Source organism: Leifsonia sp. GW821-FHT13C05 (genome assembly GCF_058806515.1).
Genome location: NZ_JBXAPT010000009.1, coordinates 37,926 through 55,688 on the forward strand (window position 1 = coordinate 37,926; position 17,763 = coordinate 55,688).

General features: G+C 63.9%; 16 protein-coding genes and 1 pseudogene. 2 read left to right on the forward strand and 15 right to left on the reverse strand.

Going from position 1 to position 17,763, the window contains the following annotated elements:
* Positions 1 to 7: 7 nt before the first annotated feature.
* From AC1ROC_RS19175 to AC1ROC_RS19205, 7 genes are all read right to left on the reverse strand, one after another.
* Positions 8 to 2,212: a heavy metal translocating P-type ATPase gene (locus AC1ROC_RS19175; RefSeq protein WP_085370090.1), complete on the reverse strand. Its 2,205-nt coding sequence runs from the start codon at positions 2,210 to 2,212 to the stop codon at positions 8 to 10.
* A 91-nt stretch (positions 2,213 to 2,303) separates the two neighbouring features.
* On the reverse strand, positions 2,304 to 2,585 hold the full coding sequence (locus tag AC1ROC_RS19180) for a YHS domain-containing protein (RefSeq protein ID WP_085370089.1): 282 nt from the start codon (positions 2,583 to 2,585) through the stop codon (positions 2,304 to 2,306).
* 36 nt (positions 2,586 to 2,621) lie between these two features.
* The gene (locus AC1ROC_RS19185; protein WP_085370088.1) at positions 2,622 to 4,937 is read right to left on the reverse strand and encodes a heavy metal translocating P-type ATPase; all 2,316 of its coding nucleotides are present in this window, start codon (positions 4,935 to 4,937) and stop codon (positions 2,622 to 2,624) included.
* Positions 4,938 to 5,152: 215 nt separating this feature from the next.
* Positions 5,153 to 5,362, reverse strand: coding sequence for a heavy-metal-associated domain-containing protein (locus AC1ROC_RS19190; RefSeq protein WP_085370087.1), 210 nt, complete (start codon positions 5,360 to 5,362; stop codon positions 5,153 to 5,155).
* Between the two features lie 137 nt (positions 5,363 to 5,499).
* On the reverse strand, positions 5,500 to 7,014 hold the full coding sequence (locus tag AC1ROC_RS19195) for a multicopper oxidase family protein (protein WP_085370086.1): 1,515 nt from the start codon (positions 7,012 to 7,014) through the stop codon (positions 5,500 to 5,502).
* Between the two features lie 109 nt (positions 7,015 to 7,123).
* Positions 7,124 to 7,741 carry a DUF305 domain-containing protein gene (locus AC1ROC_RS19200; protein WP_085370085.1) on the reverse strand — a complete coding sequence of 206 codons (618 nt, stop codon included), beginning with the start codon at positions 7,739 to 7,741 and terminating at the stop codon, positions 7,124 to 7,126.
* Positions 7,742 to 7,822: 81 nt separating this feature from the next.
* A complete protein-coding gene (locus AC1ROC_RS19205; RefSeq protein ID WP_143465915.1) occupies positions 7,823 to 8,278 on the reverse strand; it encodes a hypothetical protein in 456 nt (151 codons plus the stop codon).
* A 280-nt stretch (positions 8,279 to 8,558) separates the two neighbouring features.
* Between AC1ROC_RS19205 and AC1ROC_RS19210 the strand changes: the two are divergent.
* A pseudogene (locus AC1ROC_RS19210) lies at positions 8,559 to 9,028 on the forward strand (DUF4396 domain-containing protein); the annotation flags it as partial.
* A 546-nt stretch (positions 9,029 to 9,574) separates the two neighbouring features.
* On the forward strand, positions 9,575 to 10,300 hold the full coding sequence (locus AC1ROC_RS19215) for a multicopper oxidase domain-containing protein (protein ID WP_493001895.1): 726 nt from the start codon (positions 9,575 to 9,577) through the stop codon (positions 10,298 to 10,300).
* Positions 10,301 to 10,555: 255 nt separating this feature from the next.
* Here the strand turns inward: AC1ROC_RS19215 and AC1ROC_RS19220 are convergent, their stop codons facing one another.
* The 8 genes from AC1ROC_RS19220 to AC1ROC_RS19255 form a co-directional block, all read right to left on the reverse strand.
* Complete coding sequence (locus AC1ROC_RS19220) at positions 10,556 to 10,954, reverse strand: DUF3566 domain-containing protein (protein ID WP_085370082.1); 399 nt, start codon at positions 10,952 to 10,954, stop codon at positions 10,556 to 10,558.
* Between the two features lie 50 nt (positions 10,955 to 11,004).
* Positions 11,005 to 11,748, reverse strand: coding sequence for a cytochrome c biogenesis CcdA family protein (locus tag AC1ROC_RS19225; protein WP_085370081.1), 744 nt, complete (start codon positions 11,746 to 11,748; stop codon positions 11,005 to 11,007).
* Positions 11,749 to 11,785: 37 nt separating this feature from the next.
* Positions 11,786 to 12,067, reverse strand: a complete 282-nt coding sequence (locus AC1ROC_RS19230; protein WP_085370080.1) for a hypothetical protein — start codon at positions 12,065 to 12,067, stop codon at positions 11,786 to 11,788.
* Between the two features lie 46 nt (positions 12,068 to 12,113).
* Complete coding sequence (gene ccsB / locus AC1ROC_RS19235; protein ID WP_085370079.1) at positions 12,114 to 13,130, reverse strand: c-type cytochrome biogenesis protein CcsB; 1,017 nt, start codon at positions 13,128 to 13,130, stop codon at positions 12,114 to 12,116.
* Entirely contained in the window at positions 13,127 to 14,821 is a 1,695-nt protein-coding gene (resB, locus tag AC1ROC_RS19240) for a cytochrome c biogenesis protein ResB (protein WP_085370078.1), read from the reverse strand. Before resB ends, ccsB begins: the two co-directional genes overlap by 4 nt.
* Positions 14,822 to 14,850: 29 nt before the next feature.
* Positions 14,851 to 15,786, reverse strand: a complete 936-nt coding sequence (gene lgt, locus AC1ROC_RS19245; RefSeq protein WP_085370077.1) for a prolipoprotein diacylglyceryl transferase — start codon at positions 15,784 to 15,786, stop codon at positions 14,851 to 14,853.
* Between the two features lie 66 nt (positions 15,787 to 15,852).
* Complete coding sequence (locus tag AC1ROC_RS19250) at positions 15,853 to 16,482, reverse strand: TlpA family protein disulfide reductase (protein ID WP_306293898.1); 630 nt, start codon at positions 16,480 to 16,482, stop codon at positions 15,853 to 15,855.
* Positions 16,475 to 17,752 carry a M23 family metallopeptidase gene (locus AC1ROC_RS19255; protein WP_143465913.1) on the reverse strand — a complete coding sequence of 426 codons (1,278 nt, stop codon included), beginning with the start codon at positions 17,750 to 17,752 and terminating at the stop codon, positions 16,475 to 16,477. The genes AC1ROC_RS19250 and AC1ROC_RS19255 overlap by 8 nt, the downstream gene beginning before the upstream one ends.
* Between the last annotated feature and the right edge of the window lie 11 nt (positions 17,753 to 17,763).

Below are 17,763 nucleotides of genomic sequence, written 5' to 3' on the forward strand. Positions count from 1 at the left end.
GTCTCGACTATGCCTGGCGTGCTGGCTCTGGCACCGAGGTGTGGCCTGCAGGATCGAGCATGGCACGAGTGCTGATCTCAGGGCGCAAGTCAAGTCGGCGCAACAGTTGCGCGTTCAGGGCGACGACGATTGTTGAGAGTGACATCAGGATTGCGCCGACCGACATCGGCAGCACGAATCCTATGGGAGCCAGCACACCCGCTGCCAATGGGACGGAGATCAGGTTGTAGCCGGCTGCCCACCAGAGGTTTTGCTTCATCTTTCGGTAGCTGGCGCGGGACAGCTGGATCACCGAAAGGACGGAGCGTGGGTCGTCGCTGGCGAGGATGACCCCGGCGGAGGCGATTGCCACGTCGGTGCCGGCGCCGATGGCGATGCCGACATCGGCCTGGGCGAGCGCGGGGGCGTCGTTAACGCCGTCGCCGACCATGGCGACCTTGCGGCCCTCGGCCTGCAACTCCTTGACCTTCGCCGACTTGTCTTCCGGTCGCACGCCGGCGAAGTAGCGGTCGATGCCGAGTTCGGTGGCGACCGACTTGGCGACGGCTTCGGCGTCGCCAGTGATCATGACGACGTGGACGCCTTGAGCATGGAGAGCTTCGATGGCTTGCCGGGATTCCTCACGCACCTCGTCGGCGAGTTTGAGCGCGCCGATGACCTGCCCGTCGACGAGCACGTGCAGGATGATCGCGCCTTCTTCGCGCCAGTCATAGGCGATGTCGAGTTCGTAGCCGTTTTCCTGTTCGAGGAGGTGCGGGCCGCCGACCTGGACTCGGGTGCCGTCCACTGTCGCGGTGACGCCGACTGCCGGCGACGAATCGAACCCGGTCGCCTTCGGCACCGTGAGCTGCCGTTCCTTCGCGGCGGTGACGATCGCGCGGGCAAGCGGGTGCTCGGAGTCGGTTTCCGCGGCGGCGGCGAGGGCGAGCACGCGGTCCTCGTCGTGGTTGGGGGTCGCCTCGATGGCGGATACGGTCGGTTCGCCCTTGGTGAGGGTGCCGGTCTTGTCGAACAGGACAGTGTTGACGGTGCGCATGCTTTCCAGCGCCAGTCTGTCTTTGATCAGAACCCCGCCACGGGCTGCTCTTTCGGTCGCGATCGACACAACGAGCGGAATCGCGAGGCCGAGGGCGTGGGGGCAGGCGATCACCAAGACGGTGATCGTGCGGACGACAGCGTCATCCGGTAGCCCGATCAAGGTCCACACGATTGCGGTGATCACACCGGATCCCAGCGCGAACCAGAACAACCAGCCGGCAGCGGTATCGGCGATCCTTTGAGCGCGGGAGGAGGAGTTCTGCGCTTCGGTGACGAGTCGTTGAATGCCGGCCAGGGCAGTGTCGTCGCCGACGGCGGTGATCTCGACGCGAAGGCCGGAGTCGGTTGCGACCGTTCCGGCGATAACCTTGTCGTCTGACCCGCGACGGACGGTGCGGGATTCGCCGGTGATCATGGACTCGTCCATGCTGGCCGAGCCGTCGACGACCCTTCCGTCAGCCGGCACGCGACCACCAGGCCGAACAACGACGACGTCGCCGACCCGCAGTTCGGACGGCGGCACCGAGATGGTCTGGTCGCCTTCGACTCGTTCGGCTTCGTCCGGGAGGAGGGCGGCCAGGGAGTCGAGTGCGGAGGTGGTCTGGGCGAGGGAGCGCATCTCGATCCAGTGTCCGAGCAACATGATCACGATCAGAAGGGCAAGCTCCCACCAGAAGTCGAGCTGGTGATCGAGGATGCCGAGGCTTGCCCCCCAGGATGCGAGGAATGCGACCGTGATCGCGAGAGCGATCAGGAGCATCATCCCTGGTTTCCGGGAGCGGAGTTCGCTGACGGCGCCGGTGAGGAACGGCTTGCCGCCCCAGACGTACATGATCGTGCCGAGGACCGGCGAGATCCAGGCGACCCAGGCGGCATCGGGCAGGTGATAACCCAGGATCATCGCGAACATCGACGAGAAGACGACGACCGGAACGGCGATCACCAGCATGATCCAGAAAAGTCGGCGGAACTGCCCGACGTGATCGCCGTGTCTACCGTGCCCGGACATGTCATGACCGGCGTGACCGGGCATCTCGTGACCGGCGTGCGCGGACTTGTCGTGCTCGCCCGGGCCGGCCATGTCGTGTCCCGCGGGCGTTTCCGAAGCCGTTGACCCTGCCTGCATGGTGTCGGTGGGGACACGGTGGTCCTCGTGTCCGGAGTGGTTGGTCATGGTTCCTACCTTGTAACGGTTGGAGGTTTCTGTCGAGATCGGTTCTGGATGGTGGCACGGGTGGCCGAGCGGGTCACCCGTCTTGAGTCGGTCAAGCGGTTGCGTATTGGGCCGGGGCGGCGTCGAACTTGGGTCCACATCCGGCGCAACAGAGGTAGTACCTGTTGCCCTCGTAGTCGCGGAAGAGACCGGCGGCTTCTGCGTCCGCCTTGACGACGATGCTGCCCTTCATGACCGGGCATTCTGCCAGGTCGGCAGCGGTCGGGCCGAGGAGATTCTGGGCGCCGGCAGGTGCCCCATCGTGGTGTTCGTGTACGTCGGTCGTGCCATGGTGGTGCTCGTGTGCCATGCTGTGGTCGTGGCTGTCGGTCATGGTTGTGATCCTTTCGGTGCGGTGGGTTGCTTGTGCTCAGATGTTCTGAGGGGCCAGCGAAGCGGTTGTGCTCTGCGGGAGACGTCCGACGTCGTTTGCGTCGGATCGGAACGATCGCAGACGCAGGCTGTTGCTGACGACGAAGACACTGGAGAACGCCATGGCGGCGCCGGCCAGCATGGGGTTGAGTAGGCCGAGAGCGGCCAGCGGGATCGCAGCCACGTTGTAGGCGAAAGCCCAGAACAGGTTGACCTTGATCGTGCCGAGCGTTCTGCGTGCCAGACGGATCGCGTCGGCGGCCGAGCGCAGATCGCCACGCACCAGGGTGAGGTCGGCGGCTTCGATCGCGACATCGGTGCCGGTTCCCATCGCCAGCCCAAGGTCGGCCTGCGCGAGCGCTGCGGCGTCGTTGACACCGTCGCCGACCATCGCGACGACCTTGCCTTCAGCCTGCAGGCGCGTGATGACGTCCACCTTGTCTTTCGGGAGAACCTCGGCGATGACCTGGTCGATTCCGACCTGAGCGGCGACCCGACGGGCCACGGTCGCGTTGTCGCCGGTGAGCAGCACCGGGGTGAGCCCGAGTTTCTTGAACTGGGTGATCGCTTCGGCGCTCGTGTCTTTGACCGCATCCGCCACGACGAGCACGCCGCGAGCGACTCCATCCCAGGCGACCATCACCGCACTCTGCCCAGCGGCCTCGGCCTGCTTCTTGGCCGCAACGAGCGCCGGGTCGCTCGGCACCGACCAATCGGCGAGGAGCGAGTCCCGGCCAACAAGGACGAGGTGCCCGTCGATGACGCCCTGGACACCCTTACCTTCGATGTTGACGAACGACTCAGCGGTCGGCAGGTCGCCGACGCGTTGCGTGGCGCCCTTCGCGATCGCTTGCGCGATGGGGTGCTCGGAGGCGTCCTCGACCGCTCCAGCGAGACGGAGCAAGTCAGCTTCGTCGACGGCGGACGCCGTGTGGATGCCGAGGAGGGTCATCTTCCCGGTGGTGACGGTTCCGGTCTTGTCGAGCACGATGGTGTCCACTTTCCGAGTCGACTCGAGGACCTCGGGACCCTTGATGAGGATGCCGAGCTGGGCTCCCCGGCCGGTACCGACCAGCAGGGCGGTCGGTGTTGCGAGGCCCAGCGCGCACGGGCAGGCGATGATCAGCACAGCGACCGCGGCGGTGAACGCCGCCTCGACGGGGAATCCGCCGCCCAGCCACACGCCAAGCGTTGCGACAGCGATCACGATCACAATCGGCACGAACACCCCAGAGATCTTGTCCGCCAATCGTTGCACTTCCGCTTTGCCGGATTGGGCGTCCTCGACCAGCTTGGCCATCTGCGCCAACTGGGTGTCTGTCCCGACCCGGGTCGCACGGATGATGAGGCGTCCGCCGGCGTTGACGGTGGCTCCGACAACGGCGTCCCCTTCGGCAACTTCGACGGGCACCGACTCGCCGGTAAGCATGGAGGCGTCCACCGCACTCGTGCCGTCGACGATCGTGCCATCGGTGGCGATCTTCTCACCGGGACGGACCACGAACTGGTCGCCGACAGCGAGCTGGTCGGTGGGGATTCGGGTCTCGACGCCGCCGCGGAGTACGGCGACCTCTTTCGCGCCGAGCTCCAACAGGGCGCGCAGGGCCGCACCGGCCTGCCGCTTCGAGCGCTTCTCGAAGTAGCGACCGGCGAGGACGAACATCGTCACCCCGGCGGCGACTTCGAGGTAGATGTCCCCGGCCCCGCTGCTGGGGGCGATCGAGAACTCGAACCCGTGTGTCATTCCCGGCATCCCGGCGGTCCCGAAGAAGAGCGCGTACAGCGACCACAACAGGGCCGCGAGCGTGCCGACCGAGACGAGGGTGTCCATCGTCGCCGCACCGTGCCGAAGGTTGGTGAGTGCTGCCTTGTGAAACGGCCAACCAGCCCATACGATCACCGGGACCGCGAGCGTCAGCGACAACCATTGCCAGTAGGTGAACTGGAACGCCGGAACCATGGCGAGCACGATCACCGGAACGGAGAGCACGATGCTGCCGATCAGTCGTTGTTTCAGTGACGTGAGTTCGGCATCCGGTGCGCCGTCGTCGGAGTTCGCTCTCGGTTCCTTCGTGACGGGGATCATGGCGGTGTAGCCCGTCTTCTCCACCTCCGCGATCAACGATTGCGGATCGAACCCGGCCGGAGCGGTCACTCGCGCCTTCTCGGTGGCGTAGTTCACCGTGGCGCTGACTCCGTCGAGCTTGTTCAGTTTCTTCTCGATCCGCATCGCGCACGAGGCGCAGGTCATCCCGCCGATTTCGAGCTCGATGTTCGCGGCGGAGAGCGGAGTGAGCGCTTCGGGTGTGGTCATCTGGTCCTCCCGGATCCGGGGGCGCCGACAGGCGCGGTTGACTGATTTAGTGTCCGGCCGGACTGCTGCTGCGGGTCGTGATCGATTGCTCGCCAGCGTGCGACATGGCAGCGGATACATCCGCCGGAATCAGCAATCGGCCGAGGGTGAAGCTGGCTACAAAGACGGCCGCCAGCCCCACCCCGTACAAGCCCAACTTGGTCGGAGCGTTCACCTCAAGCCCGCACGGCTGAGTAGCCAGCCTCCTTGACAGCTGCAAACACCTGTCCGTCGTCGAGGGCGTCGGCGCTCGTGACCAAAAGCTTTCCGCTTGCCGCCGACACGTCGATGTTCTCCACCCCGGCGATCTGTTCCACTTCTTCACGCACGGACATCTCGCAGTGTCCGCAGGTCATCCCGGATACTTGGTATTCAGTCGTCGACATTCGTTCTTCCTCCGAAAATACGGGCAAGGGGTATCTCGCCACCAACAACATGATACCCCCTGCCGGTATTCCCACAAAGGCGTGGGCCATCCCGACCAAAAATCTTGTGACTCGTGCCGTCCGGGCAGAGGCTGTCGCTATTTCTGGTAGGCGAGAACAGTCATCATGCCGGATTCGCCGTGATAGATGTTGTGGCAGTGGCTCAGCCACTGTCCCGGGTTATTCGCGTCGAAGTCGACCTCCAGGCTCTTGCCCGGGAGGATGATCGAGGTGTCTTTGCGTGGCCCCGCGTTCGGGTGCTGGTACGTGTGGCCGTGGAGATGCATCGGGTGCCACATGGTGGTGGAATTCACGAATTTCAGTCTCACCCGCTCCCCTTCGCGGACAATGAGTGAGTCCTGCAATGGCCGGTTCGGGTCGAATCGGCGGCCGTTGATAGCCCACCTGTAGGAGTTCATGTCGCCGGATAGCTTCATCGTGACCGTTCGGTCGATGCCGCGGGTTTTCAGCTGTACGGCATCGGCTGCGGTCAGGTCGCTGGCGACGCCTATTCGGGTGGAGTTGAGTTCGGGTAGCGTCTTCAACGCAGCCGGTGCGGTCCCGCCGCCAGAGCGGAGGACGGCGTACGCGGCCGCGTCCTTGCCCTCGGCGGCGGCGACAAGCGGGAAAACCCCGTCTGCGGCGGTGACGATCACGTCGTACCGCTCCCCCATCCCGATCAGGACACTGTCGACTTCTTTGGGCTGGACCGGGTAGCCGTCGGTGTGCGTGATGGTGAGGGTGTGGCCGCTGAGGGCGACCCGGAAGGCAGTGTCAGCACCGGCGTTGATGAACCGGATGCGCACCCGGGAGCCAGGTTTTGTGGTGAACGTCTCCGGATCGGCCGCCGACCGGCCGTTGATCAGATACAGCGGGTAGTAGACGTCGCCGGTGTCGCCGCCGAGCAGCGCCGAATTGGTGCCCATAAGCATGTTCCCCATCCGCATGAGCATGCCGTCCATCCCCATCGATCCCATCCCTTTGGAGAGATCGGCCAGGACTTGGTCGGGCGTGGCGGTGACTCCGTCGAGCCAATCATCAAGAATGACAACCCACTCTTCGTCATACGCCAGGGGTTCCCGCGGGTCATCGACGATCAATGCCCCGTAGAGGCCACGGTCGATCTGGACGCCCACATGCGGGTGGAACCAGTAGGTGCCGGGGTGCTCGGCGGTGAAGTTGTAAGTGAATGCGTCACCGGCGGCGATCGCGGATTGGGTCAGTGGGGGCACACCGTCCATGTCGTTGCGCAGGGCGATGCCGTGCCAATGCACCGAGGTCGGCTGCGCTAGCCCATTGGATACCCGAGCGTGAACGGTGTCGCCGGCACGGATCCGGATGGTTGGCGCCGGTGTCGAGCCAAACGTCCAGGTGTTCGCGACCCGACCGGCGAGGTCGAGCTGGGCTGGTTTCGCGTCCAACCCGACGGTGGCGACGCGTCCCGTGCGGCGGCGCGCTTTCTCGGCCGCAACGACAGCAGCGGACGTCGGTGAGATCAAAGTCGGGGTCGCCGGCGTGCAGGCGGCCAATGCCGCAAGAGTGGCCGCGCCGAGGCTCGCACCAAGAAGGGCGCGTCGAGACAGCGGGCCCGAAGGGATCGGAGAAGTGGGCATGAAGGAACCTCGCAGAGTGAAGCAAGCAGAAGAAGGGGCCCGGTGAGGTGGCGCAGGGGGAATGCGTGGTCCACCCCACCGGGGTCGAATCAGACCGAGGCCGAAACGCCTAGCCGAGCGCGGCCAGCATGGCCTTCATGTCGGCGATCTCCTGAGTCTGCGCTTTGACGATGTTGTCGGCGAGTTTCTTCGCGGCGCTATCTTTGCCGCCGGACTGCTCTTGTTCAGCCATGGTGATCGCGCCCTGGTGGTGCTGGATCATCAGGGTAAGGAACTGCTTGTCGAACGCGGCACCGGTTGCTGCTTTCAGACCAGCCATATCTTGCGCTGTCATTCCCGGCATCGAGCCCATACTGGACGTGTCGGTCGGCATCGGAGTGGACATCTCCATGCCGGCCATGGTGGTCGGTTCTCCCCACGACTTCAGCCACGATTTCATCAGGTCGATTTCGGGCTGCTGGGCGGCCTTGATCTTCGCGGCCAGGTCCTTCACCTGGGTGGAAGTCGCCCGTGTGGGAGCGAGGTCAGCCATCTGGATTGCGCCTTCGTGATGCACGATCATCATCTGGGCGAAGGTGACGTCTTGGGTGTTGTGGGACGCGGCGGCCGTCGAGGACGAATGGGACATGCCGGACATGTCGCCCATGCCGGAACTGGTGCAGCCGGCGAGGAGCCCGCCGGCGGCAATGACGACGCCGGCGAGGGCGAGACGGGTTGCGATTTTCATGGGTACTCCAAAGAATGGTGGGTGAATTGTTGAGGTTGCGTTCATGGAAAGGAACTCAGCGCAGAGTTCTCCCACGAGCCTCTAAATCCGTAGTACCTGGAGAGCCAGAGTCCGGTCGGTTCCGCGCATCGCAGTGCCCGGCCGCCGGTGGAGCGTGAGACGCGGGTGGCTGACTGGAAGTTTGTCGCCCACGGAGGGAAAGCAAAGAAGAAGCAGAGCCGCCGCGATCACGAGGAACAGGCAGGCGTGCATGGCGTCATGGGTCATCGAGCCCATCAGTTTCTCGACCGCTGAGAGGTTGGCTGTGCCGACCGTCGGCATCGAGGTGAGCGGCATCGTGTGGGCAACCAACTCCGTCCCCGACGAAGGCAGCTCAGCCTGCTCGGCTGTTACCGGAGCGGTCGGGCGTAGGGACGCCATCGGCATATCGATCGCCGAGTGCATGGCCGCGATTCCGGCGATCAACGCGAACACGATAGAGAGCCGGGCGAGAAGTCTCGTCATCCCGGTCTGTACTCGCGACTTGCTCGTTGCCACCCTTCGAAGATACCCGCCAGCGGTATACGGAGAGAAACGCACCCGGCGCATTCTCAGTTCTGCGCACTCTTACCGGCGAATCTGACAGCTCTCGTTGCAGCGAGGTTGTCTGTGGCGTAATTTCTACCCCGCGGGGGTATGCGCGTCCATGCCCTGGAAAGGGTGCGCTGTGCTTATCCAACCGATCGACTATTTCCTGGTCGTCTGGTTCCTGCTGGCCGGGATTTCCACGTTGTACGTCGCCGTCGATCAGTTCCGGAAGAACCCGGAGCCGACAGTGATGAAATGGGGTTTCATCCTCGTCACGCTCTACCTCGGTCCGATTGGATTGCTGCTCTACGTGCTGGTCGACAAGGAACCGCATCCCGGCGAGCATGAAGAGTTCACCAAACCGTTGTGGAAGCAGGGCGTTGGTTCAACGATCCACTGCGTGGCCGGTGACGCCACCGGCATCATCGCAGCGGCGGCAATCACCGCCGTCCTCGGCCTTCCGATGTGGTTGGACCTGATCATTGAGTACCTGGCTGGGTTCGCGTTTGGGCTGCTGATCTTCCAGTCCCTTTTCATGAAGAGCCTGATGGGTGGGACGTATCTGCAGAACGTGCGGAGCACGTTCCTGCCGGAATTCATCAGCATGACTTCATGATGGCGGGGATGGCGCCCGTGATGACGCTGCTGATGATGGGTACGGATATGCGGGCGATGGAACCAACCGAGCTTCTGTTCTGGGGAGTGATGTCGGTGGGCGTCGCCGCAGGTTTTGCGTTCGCGTATCCGGCAAACGTGTGGCTGGTCTACAAGGGGTTGAAGCACGGTCTGATGACCACACGCCACGCCGGCACGCACAATGATGGGGACCGTAGTCACGACCAGAAGGCCATGCCGGGTATGGCGGGTAGAGGCGAGCGCGGGGCGCGCCAACCAACTCGGCCACAGGTGGCGGCAGTCGCCTTCGTTGGCGTGATCGCCTTGGTTGCGGGGATCTCCGCACCGTCGAACGCGGTGAACATGTCGCTGAGCGCTCAGGACGTCGGTGGGGCGATCATGCCGCCCGGGATGATCATGACCCGCGACACTCCGGGCGCGGCAATGCGCGACATGGCAGCAGTCGACCCCCGGGACGTGACCGAGACAGCAACGGCTGACGCGCGCGGTGACCGACCGCTCGAGGCGCACATGGTCGGCGGGGTGAAAGAGTTCGACCTCACTGCATCGCTCATTAAGTGGCAGATCCTCCCAGGCCTCTGGGTGGACGCGTACGCCTACAACGGGCAGGTTCCCGGCCCGCGGCTGAACATGGTGCAAGGCGATCGCGTGCGCATCAATGTCACCAACAAGCTGCCAGAATCGACAACGGTGCATTGGCACGGCCTCGACATCCCCAACAACATGGACGGACCTGCCCAGATCACCCAGCATCCCATCGATCCCGGCACAGCCTTCACTTACGAATTCACGGTCAAGCAGGCTGGCACGTTCTTCTACCACTCGCACGACCACGCCGACCGACAGGAGTCGCTGGGGCTCTATGGGGCATTGATCATCGCGCCAGCGAATTCGTCCGACGCGGTTCGCGCGGATGTGGACTACACCATCCAGCTTGGCGAATGGCTGAGCCGGAATGGGCTGACCTGGCCGGCCATGCCGATGGAGGGCGTTCTGGCGAACTACTTCACGATTAACGGGAAGGCCTATCCGGCGACGGAGACGATTCGGATGAACGTTGGACAGACGCTCAAAGTTCGGTTCATCGGAACGAACTCGGTCGATATCCACCCAATGCACATCCACGGTGGACCGTTCGAAGTGGTCGCCCGGGACGGGGTCACGCTCGCCCCGTCGGCCCGGTTCCAGGCCGATACCGTCAACGTTGGCCCCGGGCAACGCTACGACGTACTGTGGAAGGCCCGTGCGCCCGGCAAATGGCTGATCCATTGCCACATCAATCACCACACGACGAACAACAACGTCGAGCAGGACGGCGCCGGCGGCCTCACCATGGTCATCGACGTCACCCCATAGAAGACCGAAGCAGGCAAAGAAGTGCAGGACGAAGAACGCGACCAGCCCTGGTGGGAGACGGGAGCCCCATCAGAGCCGGCCCTCTCCCCCAACTTCCGCAAACACCGGACACTCCTCATCACCGCAGCGTGCGGGGTCTTCCTCGCGTTGGTGGGGTCCTTTGTCAGGGTTTTCGCAATGCACATGTGACGATCGAAACCCCGCCGTGCCTAACCAACCGGTGCGCCGTCTAGTGGTGATTGGGAGAGGCTCCGGTCAATCGCGTTGGAAACCGACGAAGAGACCACCGGTGAATCGTGCGCTGACGTTGTACAGGAGCGCAACGATTGCGCCGACAACCATGGTGAAGATGGCTCCGAGAAGACCGAGCGCGGATGACATGAGTATGACGGTGCCAGGGTTGACGATCTTCTTCACACTGGCTGTGCTCGCGGCGTCGGCTGGGGCGGGGCCGGACAGGATGGAATCCAGCTGATTAAGCACGCCACTCTGGTCCAATACTGTCCACAGAATGAGGCCGGACACGGCTGTCACGACCGCCAAGATCAGCCCGGCGAGGAGGGACACTTTCGCGACCGACCAGACGCTCGTGTAGACCAGGTGGAGGCGGACCGGCCGGTGGTCTGAGGGTTTCCGCGCGGTATGGGGTTCCATAGGTTCCTCGTGTGTTTGACGCTTCCTTTGGTTGGCTGATGGATTTGTGGCTAGATCGGCAGGGTGACGCCGCCGATCAGCGCCTGAAGGCTGTAGATCCAGGCGGACCAGACGCCGGTGACCATCAGGACACCGATCAGGATTAGGAGTGTTCCGCCGGCGATGTTGATCGTGCGAATGTGGCGTCGGAGGAAGCCGATGGTTCCGGCCATCCATGCGAATCCGAGCGCGAGCAGTATGAAGGGGATGCCCAGCCCGAGTGCGTAGAAGCCGGTCAAAACCGCACCGCGCAGCGCGGATTGGCTGGAGAGGCTGAGGGAGAGAACCGCGGCGAGGGTCGGGCCCATGCAGGGTGTCCAGCCCAACCCGAAGACCAGTCCGAGGAGGGGTGCGCCGGTGAGGCCGGTTGCTGGCCGGATCGGCAATTTGAGGGTGCGTTGGAAGATCGAGAACGTGCCGATGAAGGCGAGACCCATCACGATCACCAGGAGGCCGAGGATGCGGGTGATGAGGTCCTGCCAGCGGATCATCCACGATCCGAACGCACCGAAGAGGGCTCCGTAGGCGATGAAGACGATTGCGAAGCCGAGCACGAATAGTGCCACACCGGTAACCGTCCGTCGGCGGCCTTTGCGGGCATCTGGCCCAGAGACGCCGCCAACGTAGGCCAGGTAGCCGGGGACGAGCGGTAGAACGCAGGGAGAGGCGAAGGATACCAATCCGGCAAGCACGGCCACTGGAATGGCCAGCAGTAGGCCGCCGTTAGCAGCGATCGCAGCGAAACCGTTTCCCATTACCGTTCCGCCCGCATTGGTGTCCGCGCCGGGAGGTTCACTTTTGGCCGGCCGTGATGGCGCCGCCGACGAGCAGAACGGCGGCCAGCGGGTAGCCGGCGGCGAGGTCGACCCAGCCAGGCGGCTGGGCGCCAAAAACGCCGAGGTGGGCGAGCCAATGCTGCAGACCGACGATCAGACCGATTGCCATGAGGCCTTGGCCGATGCGCAGGAATCGGCGTTTGCGGAGGTAGCGGGCGCGGAGTTGTTCCGGGGTGGGTTTGACGTCTTCGTGGGTGGAGCGCCGGCGGGGCGGCTCCTCCTTGTTCTTTCGTACCATGATGTGCCTTTCGGGTGGGGAGTGTCGTTGGGAAATGGGACTGGGGTCAAAGACCGCTGTAGGAGTGCAGGCCCTTGAAGAAGACATTCACGATGCCGAAGTTGAACATCACGGCGCAGAAGCCGATGATGGCTAACCAGGCCGACCGCGAGCCGCGCCAGCCGCGGGTGGCTCGGGCGTGGATGTAGCCGGCGTAGGTCACCCAGATGATGAAGGTCCACACTTCTTTGGTGTCCCAGCCCCAGTACCGACCCCAGGCTTTTTCCGCCCAGATCGATCCGGCGATGAGAGTGAAGGTCCAGAGGAGAAAGCCGACGATGTTGACTCGGTAAGCGAGGTTCTCGAGCGTTGACGCGTTCGGCAGAGTGCTGAGGAAGTGCATTGGCGCTGGTGCGCCCTCGGCGATTTGGTGTTCCCTTCGCGATTGCACGAGCTGCACCCCTGACAGGGCGAATCCCAGAGCGAAAAATCCGGTAGCGATGATGGCCACCATCACGTGGATGACGAGCCAGTACGACTGCAGGGCCGGCGGGAGCGGGGCAACCTCGACGTAGTAGCGCATGCTTGAAATGCCCAGCAGCACGAGCACCAGCCCGGTGACGAACGAGCCGAGAAAGCGGAGGTCATATCGGAGGGTCACCAACAGGAACACACCGACGATGATCAGGGTGCCGGTCATCGAAAATTCGTACATGTTCGCCCAGGGCACCCGGCTGGCGGCGATCCCACGGAGGATGTCAGCGCCGAGATGGAGTACGAACCCGTTGATCGTGAGGATATAGCCGACCTGGAGACTTCTTGGGGTGGAACCCCTCTGCGTCGGTCCGTTCTCGAGGCGGCCGCTGAGCCGGGTGAGGGTCGCGGTCACGCCGCCGATGGGACGGCTGTCACTGGTGGTAGCCGCAGCTGTCTGGGTTCGTCGTGCGACTGCGCTTGGCACGGTGGCGGTTACCTGAGCTCCACGGCGTGCCAGATCGATCGCGAACGCGATGAACGCGGCAGCATAAACGGCCATCGCACAGATGAGGAGCAGGACAGAGAGTTGCGACAGGGATTGAGTCATGAGGGTTCCTTCGGATCGGTGTTCTCCGGTGACCCGCTCGCCACGTCACGGAGCGTGGCGGAGTGGGCCGCAGTGAGGGCAGCGACGGTTGCCTCCAATTGGGGGTCGTCACCACGGGCAAGGCCGGCATACTCGACGCGGAGTGGGTCGCCGGCGCGTCCGATGACCTTCACCCACAACCGTCGTCGCGGGACGAAGAGGGAAGTGAAGAGGCCGCCGAGCGCGCCGATGGCGAACAGCAGCACCCAGCCTTGGGCGGGGTCGTGGTGAACTTCGAAGGAGGCGAACCGGGAGACGCCGTCGAAGGTCACCGAGCCCAGCCCGCCGGGTAGCTGCTGTGTTTGGTCGGGTTTGAGCTCCAGGGATTGGACCCCGGTTTTCCCGCCAGTGAGTTGGGTAAGGGTGGACGTGTTGAGCGCATACACCGATTTGGGTTGCCCGGTATTGAGGCCGAGGTCCCCGGCGTAGGCATTCAGGGTGAGGACTGGATCTTTCAGGTCCGGGTAAGCGGAGAAGAACGCGCCAGTGCTCGAGGTCGCCTTGGTGGGGTAAAAGAACCCGATCAGTCCGACCTGCTTTCCCAACCCGTCGGGGACTTTCACCACACCGAGCGAGGTGAGATTGGCATCCTGTGGGAGGAAGGGCACGAGGTCGCTGAACACGGCGCGGCCAGCCGGGTCGCGGACGGTGATCCGGGGTGCGTAACCGTTGCCGAGCAGGTAGACGTCGGTGCCGCCGATGTTGAGTGGTTCGTTTACTTTGATCGTCGCCTTGTCCTTGACCGGTGACCCTTGCTGTTGCGTGGTGACCGTCGCGGTGTAGTCGGTTGGCAATCCGCGGGCGCTCTTGTTTTCGGTTTCGTAGGTGACGGCGAGTTTGTCGAGAGTGAGGGAATACGGGGTGAGCCTGTTGCTGTTGAAGAACCGGCCCGGGTTGAAGGAGTCGTAGGCGGCGAGAGTGTTGATCATCGACTGGCCCTCCACGACGACTCGGTTGCCATTGAACCCGAACCCGCCACCGACACCGACGGCCACCAGGACTCCCACCAGCGCAATGTGAAAGAGAAGGTTTCCGGCCTCCCGGAGGTAGCCGCGCTCGGCGCTGACCGACATCTCGAACCCGTCCGGTGTTCGTCTTCCTTCGTAAAGCGCGACCCGGTAGCCGCGTTTGCGCAGCAGGTCCTTTGCGGTCTCAACGGCTGCCGGAACGGTGACCGGTACACCCGTCGCATCACGCAGGTCGGTGGGGATCTGAACGGCACGGTAGCCGCTCATCCGGGACAGCCGGGCGGGCGTTTTCGGTGGGGCGGCGCGCAAGGCTCGAAGGTGATGAACCGTGCGTGGCAGGACGCAGCCGATCAGCGAGATGAACAGCAGCAGGTAGATGCTGGAGAACCAGAATGAGGTGTATGCGTCGAATGCTTGCAGCTTGTCGAGGATTGGTGCCAGTGACGGGTTGTCCTTGAAGTATTGGACGACTCCGTTGGGATCCGAGCTGCGTTGTGGCACCAGCGACCCCGGGACGGCCGCGAGAGCGAGAAGCAGCAACAGGAACAGGGCGACGCGCATGCTGGTCAGCTGCCGCCACATCCAACGCAGCCAACCGGTCAGAGTCAGTCGCGGCTGGTTGTAGTCGGATCCGCCAGGGGTGCGCTGGGGTGGCGTGTCGATGTGGTCAAGCGGTCGCGACATGACTGACCCTTCGACACGACGATTTGCGGCTAGTTGTGGTTGTCATCGCGGCCACCCCGAGAGGAGGTTGTGCTTTCGGTTTGAATCCGTTCGCCCTCGTCGGACCCCTGCGTTGGTTCGCGGCCGTCGCGATATGGTGACGATTCTGGTTCCGGATGACGTTTGGTTTGGACGACGAAGAGCACGATGCCGAGTGCGACGGCGGCGAAGGACGCCCAGACGTTGGCCGGGATGCTCAAGAACCCATCACTGGTGGGGTCGATCCGGATGGCTTCCAACCAGCTGCGGCCGAGTCCGTACCAGATCAGGTAGAGGGCGAACGCTTTCCCCCAGCGCAGGGCGACGCGACGCTCTAGGAGCAGGATGATTCCGACGCCGATCAGGTTCCAGATGATCTCGTACAGAAACAGTGGGTGAAAGAGGGTGGCGGCGGGCAGGCCGGCCGGGAACTTCGGATTGCTGGCTTCGATTTGCAACCCCCATGGCAAGGTGGTGGGAAGGCCAAAGAGTTCGTGGTTGAAATAGTTCCCGAACCGTCCCAACGCTTGCGCGACAAGCAGGGCGGGAGCGAGGGCATCGGCGAATGACCAGAACCGGATCCCGGTGCGGCGGCAGCCGATGTAGGCGCCGACCGCGCCGCCGAGTAGCGACCCGTAGAGGGCGTTGCCGCCATCCCAGATGGCGAATATGTTCCACAGGTTCGCGCCTGGATAGAAGTAGTCGCCGGTGTGGGTGAACACGTGGTAGAACCGTGCGCCGACGATTCCGAGCGGGACCGCCCAGAGAATGATGTCGAGGACAACGCCACGTTCGGCGCCGCGGGTGGACAGCCGGTTGGAGGTGATGAGTGTTGCTGCGACGATCCCGGCGAGGATGCAGAGGGCGTAGGTGTGGATCGTGAGCGGGCCGATCTGGAATTGCGCGAACGCGGGGTCGGGGCTGGGGATACTGAACCGGTGGAGCATGATCTGTCTTTCACTCAAGAGGGAATTGTGGGCTCATCCGGCCGTCGATGACGGCGGGGTTCGCTGTTAAGGTCCTTGCTCGCTGAGGACCCTGCTGATCAGTGCGGTGAGTACGGACGCGTCGGGAAGCTGCCCGAGTACACGGGCTGCGACCCGCCCTTGCCTGTCGACGACCAACGTGGTGGGTACCGCGTTCGGGGCCACCACCCCGCTGAACGCGAGCTGCATGGCACCGTCCGAAGCGTCCAGGACGGACGGATAGGTGATGCCGTAGGTGCGTGCGAAAGCGAGCGCCGTGTCGGCCTGATCGCGCACATTCACACCCAGGAACTCGACTCCGCGACCGCTGAACTTGCTGTTATTCTTTTCCAGATCAGGCGCCTCCGCCCGGCAAGGGGCACAGCCGGCGTACCAGAAGTTGAGGACCAGCACTTTGCCGGCGTAGGCGGCGGAGGAGACCACGTTTCCGTCTTCCAGCTTTCCGGCGAACCGGACCGCTGCGGTCCGGTTCTTGGGTTGGATTTCGGTGATGGTGCCGTCGCCGGCCACAAAGTTCTTGCCGGAGCCGTCTTTGAATTGCTGCGCGAGAGCATCGTTGCTGCTGCATCCGGAAATGGTCACGGCGAGCGTGACGGCGGCTGCCGCAGCGAGGATCGCAGTCCGGATCCTTCTGGCTCGAGCGCTGATCCTAGCCAAGGGTGACTCCTCTCGCGCCCATGAAGGGTTGCGGGTCGACGCGGTTGCCACCGACACGCACCTCGAAGTGCAGGTGGCAGCCAGAGGATGCGCCGGTGGTTCCGACCTGGGCGATGTTCTGTCCGGCCTGCACGGTCTGGCCGACGTTGACCAGGACGCCGCCCTCTCGAATGTGGGCGTATCCGGTCATCACATCGGATCCGTGGTCGAGGAGAACCCAGTTTCCGTACGTTCCCAGCCAGCCTGCGTAGACGACACGGCCCGCGGTGGCGGCGTAGATCGGGGTGCCGCAGCCGGCTGCGAGGTCGGTGCCATAGTGGAATGCACCTGAGCTAGCCGTCGGTCTGTTCGGGCGCGGTCCGAACCGGTCGCTGATCCAGCCGGTGACAGGTTTTGTCCACCCTTGTCCGCTGAGTTGTCCACCGTCGGCAGATGATCCTGCCCCGCCTGCTGCTGCTGCCGCTGCCGCTGCTGCGGCGGCGGCGGCGGCGGCGGCGGCCTGCTGCTGCCGCCGTATTGCTTCGCCCTTGCTGAAGTCGGCTTCGGTCGCTTTCCGGTTTTCAACCAGCACCGAGAGTTGGGCTTGGAGGGTTCCTTGCACCTGTTGCTGTTCAACCAACTGGGTTTGGGCGGCGGTCGCATCCGCGACTGCGTTCTGGAGCGCCTTCTCGGCTTCCCGGTTGAGGTCGGCAAGCGCTGCTTGGGCGACGGTCGCCTGGTCGGTCAGTGCCTTGGCCGTGTTCGCGTCGGTGCTGGCGGCGGCGAAAGCCTTGTTGGAGTTCTGGCTGAGTTTGCTCATTGTGCCGAGCTGGAAGAGCAACGCGTCTGCCCGTTCCCCGTTTACAAGCAGCTGGGTGGTGGGGTCTGCGTTGCCGAACCGTGCCAGTTGGGCAACCAGCCTGCCGACCCGCGCACGTGACACATCGGCTCGGCCTCGGGCTTCCCCCGCCTGACCGCGCAATGTGTTCGCCCGGTAGGTTGCGAAATCGAGTTTCGATTGCGCTTTCTCGTACTCCACTCCGCGTTGGACGGCGGCCTCCCGCGACCTGCGCACGCTCGTATCGAGAGTGCTCAGCAGTCCGTTGATCCGGTCGATTTCTGCCTTCTTCGACGCTTCACTCGAGCGTGCCGCTTCAACGTCTGGCCAGGAAGGATAGCTGACCGCCTGCGCCGGGCCGGCGGTGATGAGCGCACTGGTGACGACCGACGCCACCAGCAGCCCCAGCAGCGGACGCCGCCACAGCCGTCCTCGCCGAGCTGAGCCGTTCACAAGTGATCCCG